Annotated in this window: 10 protein-coding genes; 6 read left to right on the top strand and 4 right to left on the bottom strand. The window is 46.5% G+C overall.

The window, feature by feature from the left end:
• From ACO0KZ_RS11605 to ACO0KZ_RS11630, 6 genes are all read left to right on the top strand, one after another.
• Window positions 1-1,224, top strand: a complete 1,224-nt coding sequence (locus tag ACO0KZ_RS11605; protein WP_422995321.1) for an ABC transporter permease — start codon at window positions 1-3, stop codon at window positions 1,222-1,224.
• Window positions 1,225-1,651: 427 nt separating this feature from the next.
• Window positions 1,652-3,358, top strand: coding sequence for a ShlB/FhaC/HecB family hemolysin secretion/activation protein (locus tag ACO0KZ_RS11610; RefSeq protein ID WP_422995322.1), 1,707 nt, complete (start codon window positions 1,652-1,654; stop codon window positions 3,356-3,358).
• 13 nt (window positions 3,359-3,371) lie between these two features.
• Complete coding sequence (locus ACO0KZ_RS11615) at window positions 3,372-5,783, top strand: CHAT domain-containing protein (protein WP_422995323.1); 2,412 nt, start codon at window positions 3,372-3,374, stop codon at window positions 5,781-5,783.
• Window positions 5,780-8,578 (top strand): filamentous hemagglutinin N-terminal domain-containing protein, encoded by a 2,799-nt coding sequence (locus ACO0KZ_RS11620; protein WP_422995324.1) that lies wholly within the window; start codon window positions 5,780-5,782, stop codon window positions 8,576-8,578. Before ACO0KZ_RS11615 ends, ACO0KZ_RS11620 begins: the two co-directional genes overlap by 4 nt.
• A gap of 87 nt (window positions 8,579-8,665) precedes the next feature.
• Entirely contained in the window at window positions 8,666-10,537 is a 1,872-nt protein-coding gene (locus tag ACO0KZ_RS11625) for a CHASE2 domain-containing protein (protein ID WP_422995325.1), read from the top strand.
• 49 nt (window positions 10,538-10,586) lie between these two features.
• Complete coding sequence (locus tag ACO0KZ_RS11630) at window positions 10,587-11,453, top strand: hypothetical protein (RefSeq protein ID WP_422995326.1); 867 nt, start codon at window positions 10,587-10,589, stop codon at window positions 11,451-11,453.
• A 146-nt stretch (window positions 11,454-11,599) separates the two neighbouring features.
• Here the strand turns inward: ACO0KZ_RS11630 and ACO0KZ_RS11635 are convergent, their stop codons facing one another.
• The 4 genes from ACO0KZ_RS11635 to ACO0KZ_RS11650 all read right to left on the bottom strand — a co-directional run bounded on the left by ACO0KZ_RS11635 (window position 11,600) and on the right by ACO0KZ_RS11650 (window position 17,160).
• Complete coding sequence (locus tag ACO0KZ_RS11635) at window positions 11,600-12,862, bottom strand: GAF domain-containing protein (RefSeq protein WP_422995327.1); 1,263 nt, start codon at window positions 12,860-12,862, stop codon at window positions 11,600-11,602.
• Between the two features lie 208 nt (window positions 12,863-13,070).
• A complete protein-coding gene (locus ACO0KZ_RS11640) occupies window positions 13,071-14,354 on the bottom strand; it encodes a dicarboxylate/amino acid:cation symporter (protein ID WP_422995328.1) in 1,284 nt (427 codons plus the stop codon).
• 212 nt (window positions 14,355-14,566) lie between these two features.
• On the bottom strand, window positions 14,567-15,379 hold the full coding sequence (locus tag ACO0KZ_RS11645) for a peptidylprolyl isomerase (protein WP_422995329.1): 813 nt from the start codon (window positions 15,377-15,379) through the stop codon (window positions 14,567-14,569).
• Between the two features lie 158 nt (window positions 15,380-15,537).
• Window positions 15,538-17,160: a methyl-accepting chemotaxis protein gene (locus tag ACO0KZ_RS11650; RefSeq protein ID WP_422995330.1), complete on the bottom strand. Its 1,623-nt coding sequence runs from the start codon at window positions 17,158-17,160 to the stop codon at window positions 15,538-15,540.
• Window positions 17,161-17,480: the final 320 nt, after the last annotated feature.

Here is a 17,480-nt window from a genome sequence, read left to right on the forward strand (position 1 = left end):
ATGTTTCTTTTAATAGAGAGTATCCGGTCAGCACTTAATTCAATTCGTGCCCATCGTATGCGCAGCTTCTTGACTTCGCTTGGAATTATCATTGGCGTCGCTTCGGTGATTACGGTGATCTCGCTGATTCAAGGTTTGTCGAAAAGTGTGACCAAACAGTTTGAAGGTTTGGGTGGTAATTCTTTAACCATCACTGCGCATAACACCATGAAAGACGCGATGCGCGGGAAATTTAATGAATTGCGATTTGAAGACATTGAACATTTACGCACGCATGTTGATGAAATCGCCGATGTCAGTCCATTGTTCTTGTTGTCGTCACCGACCGTGCGTTTTGGTAGTACAGATACCACAGCGCGCATCATGGCAACCACCCCGACTTATCAGGAAGTACAGCAACGTTTTGCCAGTATGGGACGCTTCTTGAGTGATTCGGATGAGTTGAGTGCGCGAAGGGTAGCAGTAATAGGGCCGAAGCTAATAGAGTCTTTGCATTTGCCTGAAAATCCTATCGGTCAATACATCAGTTTCAGCAATGAGTGGTTCAAAATTATTGGTGTGATGGAAAAGCGTGGTGAATTGTTTGGTATGTCACAAGACGATTATGTGATTATTCCTTTCCGCACTGGGCGTAGTTTGATGGGGAATAATCAGCGCCTGCGCAACATGCAATTTACGGTGTCATTGAAAGACATTTCTAAACTGGAAGAAGTGAAACCACGCATCAAAGCCGTCATGCGCAAATCGCATAAATTAGATCCCGATGTACCCGATGATTTTGATATGGAATCGTCCGATCAATTGTCGAAGAGTCTGGATAATATTACGGCGACCGTGACGTTGGTGATGGGCGGTATCGTGGGGATTGCCTTGTTGGTGGGTGGTATTGGCATTATGAATATTATGTTGGTATCGGTGACTGAGAGGACACGCGAAATTGGCATCTGTAAGGCGATTGGTGCGCGTAGTCGTGACATCATGATGCAATTCTTGATCGAAGCCGTTACGCTTTCAGTTTTAGGCGGTTTAATCGGTTTGATCCTCGGCTATGGTTTGGGATTTGGTATCTCGAAAATGATTCCAGATTTTCCTGATGCCGTGGTGCCGTGGTGGGCGGTCGTATTGTCGTTTGTGTTCTCCGCAGGTGTTGGCATTGTGTTTGGCGTGATGCCCGCCAGCAAAGCGGCAAAGCTTGATCCTATTGATGCGCTAAGGTATGAATAAAACTTGAGAAAATTCGGAATTAGTATCGAATAGTGGCAAAGTAGTAGGCTGGGCAGTGAAAACAAGAGGCTTGCAGCGATTGATGATCCTGCAGCCTTTTGTTTTTTGAATGGTGATACCTTTGAATACCCTTGTTTTGCCATCTGTCGTTTGGCGCTTAGTTTGTATTGGATTCCGTATTACTATTGCCATCTTGTTTAACCCAGATTTTCCATTAGGCGTGTCTTCGACGCTATTTGAGTGCTGGCGGCGCATTTTCGGTCATTTTTTTCGTTCTTCGTTGCAAATAGCGAGCTATTTTCGCCTCATTCACGTAAAAACAGCCTCGAAAAGTGCATTCACCATCGTCTCAAATCCTAATGGAAATTCTGGGTTTAAGTTGGGTTTGTTTTAGATCCTTTATTAAGTTTTGTATAGGAAATTTGTCTTGCTTCGCTATTTTTCTCATCACGCTCAAGCTTTTTTTTCTGTGGCCATTCCGTATCGACATTGTAATTTTCGCTTTACCCATGCACATATTTTTCTTGCGGCAATATTTTGTGCTTACGGCATGGGAGCGTCGGCGCAAGTGCGTGTCGATGCAAGCCAACTAACTGACCTGAGACCTTTGCAATATATCGCACAATTTGTCATTGAAAAACCTTTACGTGAAATTGATATCTCGGGGAATACGCAAATACCGACAGTGCAACTACAGGAAAAACTACAAGACTTCCTAGGTAAAAATGTGTCAGCCAGCGATGTTGAGGAAATGCGTACCCGTTTGAGTCGGCTGTATATTGATCAAGGCTACTTGAATTCCGGCGCTTTGTTTGTGATGCCCTCCACGCCGCAAACTGATAGCTTGCAATTTAAGATAATTGAGGGGCGTTTGCTGGAAGTGCGCGCTCAAGGATTGCAAGGGCTAGATGCTAGTTATATAAAAAGACGTTTGCCAGACCGTTCGCAAGTACTCAACATGAATAGTTTGCGTGAACAATTTCAATTGCTGTTACAAGACCCTTTATTTGAACGTATACAAAGTCGTTTGTTGCCGACCGGGGAATTGGGTCAAGCTATTTTAGAACTCGATGTGCTGCGCAAGCCTGTTTATAGTTTTTCTGTTTATGCAAACAACTACCGCTCGCCTGCGATTGGTGAGGCGGTCATCGGGACAACCGCAGTCATACGGAATTTGAGTGGTGGTGGCGACGCGTTCGATGTACAAATCGGTAAAAGCCATGGTGCGGTGCCTTATCACATAGGATGGACGGTGCCTTTCAGTGATCCAAATCGTAGTATACAAATCAGTTGGGATCATGGTCGTAGTTCGGTAGTCGAGGCTCCCTTAGATTTAGTTGACATCCATAGTCAGACCAAGGCAATCGAATTTAAGTTGAGTCAGATGCTGGTCAATACTTTAGCCCGTCGTGTTGACCTTAGTCTGGCGTTCGCTAGCAAGCAGACCAGGAGCAGCTTGTTAGGCGAAGACTTTTCTTTTAGCCCAGGCGAGATCAATGGCCGTTCTACAGCGCAAGTGCTGAAATTCTCGCAAGACTGGAGTGAGCGCAGCGAAAAAACAGGTTTACTGGCGCGCTCTGTCTTTCATTTTGGACGCAATAACAATCAAATCGATCATGGATTTGACGTATCTGACTCGGATGCTCAGTTAGTGCCGCCACGTCAGTATTGGTATTGGAGTGGGCAATTACAATGGCTTAGACAGCTACCAGATTGGAATGCTCAGGTGGTATTTCGTAGCCAATGGCAATGGAGTCCATCACGCTTGATTCCCATGGAGAAAATGGCGTTGGGGGGCAATGCCACCGTGCGCGGTTTTCGAGAAAGTAGTTTGTTACGAGATCAAGGGCAAATGCTGGGTCTTGAATTCCATAAAGATCTGTTTAGCGACGCTGCAAAAGCGCTACAAATTTCAGGCTTAGTGTTTGTCGATCTAGGACGCGGAAAAAACTATCATGAAACTGCGCAAACCTTATCTTCAGTGGGAATAGGCGTGAAAGCACAAAGCACATCATGGTTTGCCGATTTGGTGGTAGCCAATCGTAGTCAAGAGCCAGCTACTATGTCCGGTCAAAAGAGGTCCACCTGGCAAGATAAAGGTGTGCAATTGCAAATTGGTTATAAATTTAATTGAGCGAGTACAAGTCATGCAAATAATGCCGCCAATAGAGCCAGCCAAGATCTCATCAAGGTTGATTTTCCGATCTACGGTGTCGCGTACCTTTGTTGCGGTCGTGGTGGGTATCGTGTTGGGACAAGTTGCGGAGGCTCGCAATTTAGAGACGACACATGCATTGCCTGCATCCTCAGTAAGTCAATGTCAATCAAGTTTCTTGTTGCGCCTCCAGGATTTAAGAGCGCGCTATCAGACCAGTATAGGTCGTAATCTCAAAAGTGAACGCAGCCTGGCCGCCTTGGAATTAGGAAATCACCTGCAACAAATGGGACGTTATCAAGAGGCGCATCCCGTTTTGCAGGACGCAGTAAACTCCGCGCTTATCCCATTGCAACGTTCTAAGGCGCTGATAGCGCTCGCGAATGTGGAAGTTGAACTGGGGCGGCGCGATCTGGCTCAGATCGCTTATCGTGAGGCTATAGCGGCATCTCCTGCCGCAGCCGAAATTAGCGTGAGTGTCGCCTTGAACCAATTGTTCTTGATGCAAACCAGGCAGCCTACCGTCCCCGTTTTGCAAGCACTTGAGACCGGTATACAGAGCTTGCCCGACGGGGAAAACAAAGCGCGCTACTTGGTGCAATATGTCTTGCAAGCCAAACGTAGTAGTGAGATAAAACAATTCAATTGGGAGTCGAACTTGCAGCAAAAATTGCAGCTAGCATTGCAGATGGCGATGGTAGTCGATGCAAAGTATTTACAGGTCGAGATTTTAGATCAGCAAGCACAGCTTCTGGAAGAATTGGGTCGCGATAGCGAATTGTTGGCAGTTTCTGATAGCGCAATTTTGTTGTTACAGCAGCTCAACGCGCCAGAATTGATGATAGCGCTTGAAGCACGCCGCGCGCGTGTGTTTGCCCGGCACCAGCAAACACAAAATGCGATTAAGAGCTATAAGTCGGCAGTGCGGTATTGTCAAGAAATTCGTCAGGATATTCCCGTGTCGTATGCGCAAGGTCGATCAAGTCTGCGTGAAATTATTGATCCCGTCTATTTAGGTTTGGCTGATGCTTTACTCAAAAGCACAGAACAAGCCGACGCAAATGAAACTGCCCGACTCTTATATCAAGTACGTGATGTGGTAGAACAAATCAAACAAAATCAGTTAGATGACTACCTTGGAAATCGCTGCACCACCTCAAATACCTCAAACAATAAGCCAGTCACATCAAATACACTGAAGCTGTCAGCGGGGACGGCTGTGTTGTATCCGATTATTTTTTCTGATCGTTTGGAGTTGTTGCTAGAGTCTGCTGGTCACATCGAACGCCATCGTGTTGATATTCGAGCAGACAAATTGACTCAGGAGGTTACAGCTTTTTCTAGTGCTCTGCGGGCGAATCAAAGTTATAAAACTTTGTCACGTCGGCTATACCAGTTACTGCTTGCTCCCTTGGACAAAGAATTAAGTTCGAGAAAAATTGAAACCCTGGTGATTGTTCCTGATGGTGTATTGCGCTTGTTAGCTTTTGCTGCGTTGCACGACGGGCAGCAATACAGCATACAGAAATATGCCGTCGTGACTTCACCAGGTTTGCGTATCATCGCTCAACAAGACATAAAACAATTCGATACAAGCAAACCAGGAAACAAATACCGTGTGCTGTTGGCCGGTGTCAGCGAGCCGGGGACTGTAGTTGATCGCTTACCTGAAGAATTGGTTGATCAATTGCTGCAGGCTGATGATTTAAGCCCAAGCGAAATGCGCGGTAAGGCCGCGAGGAAAAGAGCATTACAAAGTGGTTCTTCTATATCCAACAGTAAGCAAAGTGATGCGGTGGAAACAAACTCTGCAGAGGATGCGCAGGCAGTTTCAAACAAACTCAAACAGATTTTGCGACTTGATGGCGTTGATGCTGAGATCAAGGCCTTGCAGAAAATCGTGCCCGCGACATCCCTATTAAATCAAGCATTTTCATCCCATCGTTTTGCGCAGCAAGTGCAAAGCGGGCAGTTTGATATTGTGCACATCGCCTCGCATGGTATCTTCGGCAGTAGTGCAGAGAAGACTTTTATTCTGGCACACGATGACGTGATTACGATCGATCAATTACAGTCTTTGTTGTCGGTGGATCAATTGAACAAACGTCCTTTAGATTTACTTATCTTGTCGGCATGTGAAACGGCAGAAGGGGATGACCGTGCACCGTTAGGCATCTCAGGTGCAGCGCTAAAAGCCAAAGCACGTAGTGCGATGGGGTCTTTGTGGCCTGTATCTGATCTGGCCGCCAGTCAATTGATGCAGAGTGTTTATCAAAACTTTGTGAATCAAGGGATGAGCAAAGCGCAGTCCTTACGGCAAGCACAGTTAGAATTGATGCAGCAGCCAGCTTATCTGCATCCAAATTACTGGGCCGCCTTTATCTTGGTGGGGGATTGGCAATGAAACGACGCCATTTACAACTTAAATTTATTGCGGCGGCAGCAATCGTTTGCCTACTACAAGAAAACCGCATCGCATTTGCAGATGTCCGCACTGACGGTAGCCTCGGTGCCGTGCAGGTACTAAGCGGAAAAATGGTGGTGCCACAAACCTTGGGGCAGATAAAAGGACAAAACTTGTTTCACAGTTTTTCGGTCTTGGATGTGAAACCGGGTGAATCATTGAGTTTTACTACCTCAGATGCATTTCAAAATATCGTAGCGCGTGTTACCGGTGGCACTGCGTCAACCATACAGGGGCTTTTGCAAGTGCAGGGAGCGGCGGGCTCTAAGCCAAATTTCTATCTGATGAATCCTAAGGGGATCTTGTTTAGTGAAGGTGCCGTGATTGATGTCCCTGCTGGTTTGCATTTGACGACGGCTAATTATCTACAGTTTGCGGACGGGCAGTTTCAAGCAGATTTGAAAGCCAGCAGTAGTTTGTCAAGCGCAGCACCGGAAGCGTTTGGTTTTTTAGGTGGAGAGCGCTCTACCCTGGGCCTTACTGGCGGGGTAAAACTATTGCCAGTGGATGCACGGCCAGTGAGTCTGATCGCAGGTGATGTCAGTATTGAAGCTAGTTTGATACGTACTTATGGCGGTGATATTCGTGTGTTGGCGGTAGCGGATGCAAAACAAGTCATTACTCAACGTGATCTGCCTGATTTGAAAGGGCGCATCGAAATAAGCGATGGCGGACATCTAGATTCGTCTGGCAGTGCCGGTTTGAGTGGTGGCAATGTGTTGGTAAGCGGTGGGGATATCCAAATTGGCTCGCCAGAATTTACTTCGTTTCGCGGTATCGCCAGCAACGCCACAGAGACTAGCGGAAAGGCCGGCAACATTACACTGCGAGCCAGCGGCACTTTACAAATCTTAAATGGTAATAGCATCAGCTCATCGACCTATGGCAAGGCCGATGGTGGTGAAGTGACTATTCGAGCACAGCAGCTTTTCATTGATGGCCAAAACTTGACTGCAACGGGCATTCATAGCAATGCAGAAGGTGGTACCGGCAATGCGGGGCGCGTTAATGTCAGCGTCGATGAAAACTTACGCATACAGAATGGGGGCGCAATTGCGACATCGACTTTTTCCGAAGGGCGCGCAGGTATTGTTACAGTCAAAGCAAAAAATGTAGAGCTTGATGGTAAAGGTATAGCTACCGGTATCGTCAGCGAAACCAATAGCTATCTGTCCAATGCTGGCGCTGGTGGTGAAGTGAACGTGCAGGCTAGTGAGAAAATAGTCATAAAGGAAGGTGCGACGATCTCAGCTTCGTCTTACACCGCAGGCAATCGCTACAAGGCGGCGTCGGCAGGGCAGATTTTTGTGCAAACTAAAGATCTGTATTTAGATGGACTCGGTGATAGTGGAACAGGGATACGTAGCTTTACCGCGAGTGTTGGCAATGCCGGCAATATCAATATTCAGGCCAGTGGCGACGTGCATATCGTTAATGGAGCCAACATTACGACAGAAACTAACTTCACCGGCGCTGGCGGCAATATTGGTTTGAGCGCTAAAAATCTGACAATTGATGGTTTCGGTGATGGCAATACTGGCATATACAGCAATGTTGGAACACAAGGCGTCGGCGATGCCGGTAATATCAATATCCAAATCAATGAAAACTTAAGTCTGCAAAATTCGGCGAGAATTTCAAGTTCTACCGATAGTTATTGGAAGGGCTCTGCGGGTTCAGTGCAAATAGAGGCGCGCAATATTGTCGTGAAAGGATCGTTAGATCCTGCGCTGCCGCGCACAGAGATTGCGAGTGCAGCTCATGCTAACGACTATGATCGCTATTCCACTGGGAACGCTGGTTCGGTTACGGTGAAAGCTGTGGAAAGTTTGACGCTACAGGATGGAGCAGGCATTTCGTCGAGCACCTACTACAAAGGAAGTGCCGGTACGGTGCAAGTTGATGCGGCTAGGTTGTCACTGCTAGGGAACGCCAGTATCAGCTCTGATGCGGGTGAATTTTCGTCAGGACAAACTGGCAACGTTAGCATCCAGGCAAGCGATACCCTGTTGATTGATCATGCACGGCTATCGATTAAAAACCAAGCGACCGTAGCAAGGCCCGATAAAATTAACATCAGCACTTTGCAAGTAAAAGCGGAGACATTCACACTTGACCATGCCGAAGTCACTGCGGCAGCGAGTGGTAATATTGCCGCCAGTCAGATTCAGATTGATTTTGGGAAGCAGATGCGCATGTCACCCTCTGTCATTACCACCAGCGCTGTTAGTGGTAATGGTGGGCGTATTCGTGTCAGTGGTCAGGGCGCTTTGATTTTGCAGCAATCGCAAATCAGTACTTCGGTCACCGGAGTGGAAAATGGCAATGGTGGAAATATTGAAGTGAGTGCGCCTATCATGGTTATGAATAGTGGCGCAATACAAGCGAACACAGCCGCGTTAAAGGCCTCTGGTGGCGACGTACAGATCAAGGTGAGCGCAATACTGAGCAGTGGTAACCGATTGAGTGTGGGCGGTTCTCCACGTTTGTTCGATCCTTCCCGCTTGCAATATAGCGTGATTCAGGCGGCTGCCGCAGATGGCGTAAGTGGTGTCATTTCTCTCGCTTCGCCCCCTTTGGATTTGAACGCGAGCTTGAGTAATCTATTCCCGCAAGTCATGGATAATAGTGAATTGAACGCAGATTTTTGCCGCATTGGTAATAAGAGTTCTATGACACTACTCGGGCGGGGTGGATTACCATACAGTATAAAAAATTTGGCGCGGCCGTTCTAAATTAAGCCCACCGTGAACGTGCTGAAGCTTGTCACGGCAATATCGTTGAAACAAATAACGAAACTAACCGCGAAACTTAAAGCGAAAATGATACAGCGAATGAAAGTAGCGCAGCGTTTGCGAGTGACTTCAAATCTAGGCTCTGCACTGGCGCGCTTGCGTTTGCATCGTGTTGGCCGCTTGATGTGGTGGATGCTACAAATTGCAATCCTGTTAGGAATAGCTGCTGTTCTCACGCATACCCGTTTGGGACAGAGCATAGACTACGCGCTCTACGATAAACAAGTAGAACTTAGTCGTCAGTATTTTCCCCAGACCGTTCAAGTCGACCCAGTGATTGTGGGTTTGGATGAGGCCTTTATCGACAGTATCGACGAACCGCTGAGTTTGAGTCATCAACATTTGGCGCGCGTATTGGAGATTATCTCTGCATCCGGTGCCAAGGTGATTGGACTCGACATCGCATTGCCTGAAAAACGTTTTGAAACTTTGGGTTTGAAGACTGATCCAGAAATGGATTTGCATCGTCGCCTGTTGCAAGGCATGCTTGGTACTATAGCGCAGTCAAAACTGGTGGCAGCGAAGGTGTGGGATAAAGATGCGCATCATTTTAGAGAATCGCAATTAGATTATTCTGTGGTACTGCAAACACAAGCAAGTGATTTTCAGTCATTGGCCTCGGCCCATGTTTGTGCGGATCTTGATGGCAAAATACGTCGTTTCCCCGATCAAAGATGTCAACCTGATCGCTTAAATATCAGTCTTGCTAGTGAGCTCGCGGCGGCCTATGGCAAACGTCAAGACTGGCGGGGCAAGATTAATTATCGCCTTGGTTCAACATTTGCTTACCATTCAATGAGAACGATACTGCAAATGGATGCGAGACACGATGAGGCCGGTTTGCGCGATTTGTTTGAAGCGAAGGTAGTATTGATCGGCTCAACTCAGGATTATGTTGATATCTTGCATCTGCCCGTGGCGATGGCGGATTGGCTGCCAGAATCGCGCATGGTGCCTGGCGTAATAGTGCATGCGCAGGCGCTGCGTAGCATGCTCAACCAAGGACTGATAGCAACGGTCGATTCGTGGCAAGTATCAGTATTGTGTGCGCTTGTGGGTCTGTTCTTATTGGGACATCGTATCGCGTTGAAGTTGTGTATGGCTACGATCGTTTTACTCAGCCTATACACCTTGAATGCTGGTTTATTTCTAAACAATATCTGGTTGCCGCTGTCGCCGATATTGATCACTTTAACTTTAGCAATTGCCTGGAGTGTCAGTGTACAGGCATGGAAACATTTTATCGATAAGCAGAAACTAGCCAGGGCATTTACCGGTCGCGTCAGCCCGCAAGTGATGAATGCTATTATGCACGGCGAGGTCGGCGCGATGCAGCATAGCCGAAGAGAAAAAGTATGCGTCTTATTTTCTGATGTTCGCAATTTCACCAGCATGTGTGAACATATGCCTGCAGAGCAAGTCGTTAATCTTCTTAATCGTTATTTTGCATTAATGGTTGCAGTGATACATCAGCATGGCGGAACCGTGGATAAGTTTATTGGCGATGGCTTGATGGCATTCTTCGGAGCGCCCAACACCCTTGCTCATCCTGAGCGGCAAGCCCTGTTGGCGGCAAGAGAGATGTTGCTAGCGCTGCAGGATTTCAACCGTGAAATTGCTGCTCAGGGTTTTTCAGAATGGAAAATTGGCATAGGCCTACATACGGGGGAGGCCGTCATAGGAATATTGGGATCAGAGGAACGCCATGAATACACGGCGATTGGCGACGTCGTGAACACCGCTGCTCGACTGGAAAGTATTTCTAAAAATTTGCAATACCCTATCATTGTTTCCGATGTGGTTGCCGCTGCGGTTGGCGACGATCCTAAGCTAGTGCCACTGAGCGAACAAGCTTTGAAAGGTCGCTCCCCTATTGCCGTGTTTGGTTCAAGTGCTTAGCAATAGTCAACATCAAATATTTTGATCTTCTTTAAAAGTAAAGTGTCTTATGAAAAAATTAGCGCAATGTTTCTTGAGTGCTTTGATATACATCTCTGCCATGAATGTGTCTGCACAGCAGGCAAACAGTAACAAAGAGCCGAGCGTCGGCATCGTCCTTGATTTGCAAGGGCAGGTAAGTGTGCTGAATCAGGCGCAAGGGCGCAAACTTCAACTTTTAAGTTATCTCAAGCAAAATGAACAGATTCAGTTGGAACAGGGAAGCAAGTTATCTGTATCTTTATATGCCAATCGTTCTGTCTATCGATTTGTTGGACCCGCTCTCATCATGGCAGAAAAGGATCAGATTAAATTGCTTAAGGGCGCGGCACCTGAAGTGAAGCAGGTGAAAGAAAAGTTAGTTGTGGGGGCAGAGTCTAGCCAATTATTAACGGGTGCGATTCGTATGCGTCAGTTGCCACCGAAAATCGCTGTGTTGACTCCTGAGAATGGCGCATTATTGTTGCACCCACCCAAAGACCTAAATTGGGCAGCAGTTGAAAAAGCCACCTACGATATCCGTATAGTTGATGAAGATGAGAGCTTGATCATTGAGGCACAATCGCAGAGCAATAGCTGGGTTTTACCATTGCATTTGAAGTGGGTACCAGGCAAAGCATATAAGTGGAGTGCGAGCTTTGTTTCTGAACGTGATGGTGGCCGTTATATGGCTAGTGGTGAGTTTCGCCTGATCGATACCTTGTCCCAGATGGAGTTGGGAAAACTAAAGCCGAGCGAAGACGCAATGATTGAAGAGTGGGTGTTGTATGCCGCCCATTTGGAAGCCAAATCCATGTTCCAGGAGGCACGAGAAGCTTGGAAGAAAATCGCACAAAGTCGCCCTGATTTGGAGCGCAAAAGAGACAGGAATCCATGACCATGGTTCAGAATCGGACTTGGATAGACGATAGGTGCACTGTTTGAGTGTCGCTGAGGTTTCAATGAGTCATGACGACTTGAACCAAAGTTATGCCAACGTAAACTGATCGCGTCACTCAGCGCGCGATCACCCCGCATTTATTCCTAGCTCTCGTGTTGGTCCGGATGGTTAATATGAAAATCGATAATCACCTGACCGCTGATTTTTTTGACAGTGCCGTTACGACGTAAAATGGTCGCCGTTTTTTCGGGCACATAGTATTGCTTAAGATGTATATCCACAGCTTTGCTATGAAATGCGTCGTTGACTGTTTTGTTTACACGTTTGAGCAATTGACGTTCTGCGACAGTCGCCACACCAAGGCTAAAATCTTCCCCATAGTTAGACTCGTTACTTAAGCCATTGTCATATTCTTGATAAAAATCTGATACCGTTTGATGGAAGTCTCGGCGGGTAGTGACGAAGTAGCGCGTGCTGGTGTCGGGAAAGAAATTACTAACGATATTGTGTTCGATCAATTCCTCTGGATCTGTGCAAAGCACTTGTATCCGTTTGTCGCTTGATTCGATCACGATCCATTCATGGCGTTCTACGAAACTGCGCTGAAAAGTTTTGGTGAGCAAGGGAATACTGCGATCAGCACGATAGGCTTCGTAGTCGAAGCCATAAAATTTTGCTAGTGCCTCGCCTATACTTCTTAAAGATACTTGGAACTCATCAACGAGGATATTCTCCAGATCAAGGCCTTTACGACGCGATGCACTAGTTGCCAGCGCTAATTCAGGCGCAGAGAGTACACCATCAATGACCAAATGATCGTACTTGCTACGAACCATAGGCGCAGGCTTTAAACGCTTTTCAAACGCGACCGCCAGTGTCTCACAGACTAGGCGCATGCCGTCTTCCATGATCGCAGAAAAATGATCACCTTCACAGGTATTGATCAATTGCAATACACCGAGTATTTCGCCGCTGGAGGCATTGACGATGGGACCCGTCAACATTTGTTTGGTGCGATAACCAGTACGCGAATCCACTTTGCTACGAAACTCTAATTTCGGGGTGTACTGCGCCAACTCGTTCGCGTCGTAGACATTGCGAATATTGATCAGTTTTTTGGTGAGGGCCACGTATCCGGCAATGCTGCTGCCAGCGATTGGCAGGGTGAAATCTTTAAACAATTTCAAACCTGTTTTGACAGTGGTTTGAATTTCGAGCTTAGATTCTGTGACTGCGTATAAGGTTAAGTGTTCTGCTTTGAATTGATCACGAATCGCATCAGACAGATCCAGCATAATTTGCTGAACATTGTCAGTCGCATGGATTTTATTGGTGATGTCCTGCAGAGACTTCAGGAATGTTAATCGATGAAACAGTTCATATTCTTCCGTATTCGCTCGTTGCATTGCTAACTTTCTTAAATGAGTAACCAACTTTTTATAGCTAACGAGTATAGCCTAAATGTGCTGCATAAGCCTGTGGCGGCTCTTAAAAGTAAGGCATTTTTCATACCGATTTAGGTGATTTCAGTTAAAATAAATCTCTCTGGCAACATCTTAATTGCCATCACTTACTTGTCTGTTTCCATCGGGAATTTTCTTTTGCATCACAGATCTATGTTTGCCCTAATCTTGAGCTTAGCCAATGCTTACCTTCGGCAATCCGTGTGACTAACATAGAAGACACCAGATCGCCGTTGGCATTGAGCAAAGTGGCGATAGGGTCGACCAGTGTGCCAATTACCATCGCAACGGGTAATGCTTGTTCCATAGGAAAACCAAAGGCGGTAATTGCAAATACCTCGCCTATGTAACCACCATTAGGGATGCCACCTTCTACAATCGAAACAAGGACAGTGATCCCCAAAATCGCTACCAGCATGGTAGGCGCAGAAAAATCTTTTCCAAACATTGCGAATAGCAAAGCGAGTTTAATGATAGAGGACATACTGGAGCCATCTTTATGGATAGGCGCGCCCAGTGGGATCACGATGTTGCGTACATAATCAGGAATATGCATTTTTTCTGCTGCTAATAAATTTGCCGGAATCGTCGCTATGCTGCTGCAGGTACCGACTGCAGTTAGTGCGGGCGTCAGATTATTTTTCCAGAAAATTTTCAATCCTAATTTGCCTGCAGCCAAGTAGGCATACAGGCTAAAGAAAATCACAAAGTAAGCAGCGCAAGTCACGTAATACAGCGCTAAAGGCTGAACATAAACACCTAATAACTGAGGGCCAAACACACCAACCTGATAAGCGAAATATGCACCTAAACCCAGTGGCGCGATTTTCATAATCAATTCGAGTAGTTGCTTCATCACTTCATTCGCCGAATCTAAGAAACTCGCAAACGCTTTGCCTTTCTCTCCTGCTCGCAGTGTTGCGAATCCTACCAAAAGAGAAATCAAGATCAATGCCAGCATATTTTTACGTGCCATCAGTTCAAAAAAATCATTGACTGTTAACACCTGTGTGATACTGGTGCCAGAACTGTGATTGCTGTTGGCTGGATTGTCTAATAAGGCTTGTTGTGCCATCGTACTTAGAGTTGCGTCATGGGCAATCGGGAAGACTAACATCACTGCCGCCATAACCGCGGCAGAGATTAAAACAGTAGCTAGGAAAACGCCACTGACGATGCCAAAGAGTTTGCCGAGGCTATCCGTTTTTTGCAGATTCGCGATGGAAGAAGCAATCGTAAAAAATACTAAAGGAATGATGGCGGTGAATAATAAATTCAGAAACATATCGCCGATGAATTTGATATGCTCGACTTGATTGCCATAGATAAAACCAACCAAGCTACCGATGCATATTCCGCCTAAAAGTAGCAAAATGCTGGCGTAATTTTTTAGCAGACTTGCGGGTTTTTCAGTGACGATAATAGGGGTAGTCATGTTCTGCAGCCATATGGTTAGATGAAGCGTTAACGCTTGAACGATCTTATCTTAACCGAAATAGTGAGCGCAGTTGTTGTATGCAAATTGATCGAAACAGATAATTATCTGGAGGTCACAAAAAAGCCAGACTCTGCATAACAAAATCTGGCTGATTCCTATTTCGTTTATTCGAAAATACAGGTTTGAAAATAACTAGTTGCAATTAATTTCTAATTCAATTTTGCAGGCACGTCTACATCACAAATACTAAAATCGCCGCCTTTTTCATGACGTTTTTTTTCGATTAACTTTTCTAAGACTTTACCGCTCATGACTTTAACTTGAGGACGTTCGCTGGTAGGCAGGTCGGCTAAGATTCTGACGGTTTTCATGATATCGGGATTCGCCGGAGGTTCGCCATGGGTGATGTTCAGCAGAACATCCATGCCTATGACGACACGCCCAAATACGGTGTAATCGCGATCCAGGCGACGGCTGGCGTCGAGCATGAAATACAGTTCGCTATTGGCCGAGTCGCGTGGTTCGTTGCGCCCCATGCCAGCAACGCCAGGGCAGTGCGCGCCCCAGCTGCGCAACATCCCATTTGATTTGCTGATGGTATCGGTGATAGGCAAAGATTGTATGGGCACGCTGCCGAGAAAGCCTGTTGCTGCATCGCTGCTCTTACTGGCAAATACATCGACCGCTTGATAAGGTAGTTTGAACATCATCTCTGGTGGCAGATTCGGATAGGCTGTGCCGCCGCCATCTTTATTATTGGGGTTGCCCGTTTGCGCTACGAACTTAGCGATCACACGGTGAAATTGCAGACCATCGTAGGTTTTTTCACGTGTCAGTAATTTGATGCGCTCAACTGCTTTGGGCGCCATTTCGGGGCGCATTTCTATAATCATACGACCTTTGCTGGAGTCGATGACCAAGGTGTTTTCTGGATCGAGATGGCGCCAATCATCGGCGGCGTAGCTACTAGCGGCAATGCAAGTGCTGAATAAAGCGACGGAGATGTAGCGAGTTAGTTTCATGTGAATTCCTTAGGCTGATAGGCGTGAGTTATTGTAAGGAAGCCTTGCGTAGACAGCCAGTGATTTCTGTAGGTGGTGGCGTGCAAAGGGTGAAAAAATGGCTAGTGTGGTTTCATACTCGTTGAAGCCACGCTAGCCATTCTTTTCAGATAAAACGTTTAATGCAATTGTGGCGCTCGTTTGATGGTCGCACCGTTAGCACTGACCACCGGATCACCACGCATCTTAAACATGTGGACGACCTGAGTTAATGCATGAGCTTGTTCTTGCATGGCGCCCGCTGCTGCAGCAGCTTGTTCAACCAGAGCTGCATTTTGTTGAGTGACATCATCCATTTCGTGGATTGCCGTATTGACTTGCGCGATACCGGTTGCTTGCTCGTCTGAAGCTTTGGTGATTTCTTCCATGATTTGGGTGACGTTTTCTACGCTCTCCAAGATTTCTTTCATGGTGTCGCCAGCCTGATCCACCAATTGCGTACCAAGCTTGACGCTTTCCACTGAGTCACCTATCAGCTGTTTGATTTCTTTAGCGGCACTCGCTGAGCGTTGTGCCAGGCTACGCACTTCGGATGCCACTACGGCAAAGCCACGACCTTGTTCACCCGCACGTGCAGCTTCGACCGCTGCATTCAGAGCCAAAATATTGGTTTGGAATGCAATGCCATCGATCACGGAAATGATGTCGACGATCTTCTGTGAGGAGGCATTAATCACACTCATGGTATCGATCACTTGATTCACGACGGCTCCGCCTTTGACCGCGACGCTAGAGGCAGACGCGGCCATTTGGTTGGCGTTGCGGGCATGTGACGAATTTAAATTCACTGCATCGGTTAAGGTCAGCATAGAGGCTGCAGTTTCTTCTAAGGCACTTGCCTGACTTTCGGTGCGTGAAGATAAATCCATATTGCCGCTGGCGATTTCAGTCGATGAAGTCACAATCGATTCCGTACCTTTACGTACTTCGCGAATAATGTCGCGCAAACTATTACGCATGCTGAAGATGGAATACAGCAAGCTGGTTTGATTTTTGGCGTCGAGTTCAATATGCACGGTCAAATCGCCCGCTGCAATCGCGCTGGTAATATCCATCGCATATTGTGGTTCGCAGCCCAATTGCTTGGTTAAACCTCGTGCGATAATTAAGCCTAGTGCGAACAACAATAGAGAGACAATAGCGACGATAACTAGAATTTGTATCGTACGTTGGTAAACGATGGCGTCGATAGAGTCTATATAGACGCCAGATGAAATGATCCAAGACCATTGCGCATTGAGTTTCACGTAAGCGAGCTTTTCGACGGGAACCGTGCTATTCGGTTTTGGCCACATGAATGAGACAAAGCCCGCGCCTTTGCTTTTTGCTATATCGCGCATCTCAATGTAAAGAGCTTTACCTTTACTATCTTTTTTATCCGAAAGATCCTGTCCTTCCATCACAGGCAAAATGGGGTGCATTAACATCTTTGGCTGGGTGTCGTTAATCCACATATAGCCATTCTCACCAAAACGTAAAGTCTTCACCGCAGCCAATGCTGCTTGCTTGGCATCAGCTTCACTCATTTTGGATTCGGTGACTTGCTTTTGGTAATGCTCTACTAGTGAGTTTGCTAACTCAACCGTGTGTTGGATGCCTAGCTGATGTTCTTTTAGGATTAGATTTTTTTCTGTGACAACAAAAAACACGCTGATAGCGATGATACCCAGCAACGAGCTGAGTACCAGCGCACCCAAACGTTTGCTGACATTGATTCGATGAATGAGGCCTAGGCCGATCATATTGCTCTCCTGAAATTGGTCATAAAGAAGACTCTCAAACACACCTGAATCAGGCGACCAACTTCGTTTGGTTGTGCCTCGTTTGAAGGTATCTGTGGTCTTATTGGATTAGAACTGGGAGCTTTTAGGCCTTGTAAGTCTTTACGCGTTTAGTTCGAAGATCCTGCGGACAAAATGCTATCACGCAGGCGGCGCTTTACTAAAAGCATTTCGAGATAAACCATTGTTTTATAGCAACAAATTTGGTGAAATATTGAAAACTTGCCAGATCTGGCGTGGGTCTGGCAAGAAATGTATGATTTTCAAATACGGCTTATGGT

This window comes from Undibacterium sp. Di24W (genome assembly GCF_049340325.1).
Lineage (GTDB): Bacteria > Pseudomonadota > Gammaproteobacteria > Burkholderiales > Burkholderiaceae_D > Undibacterium.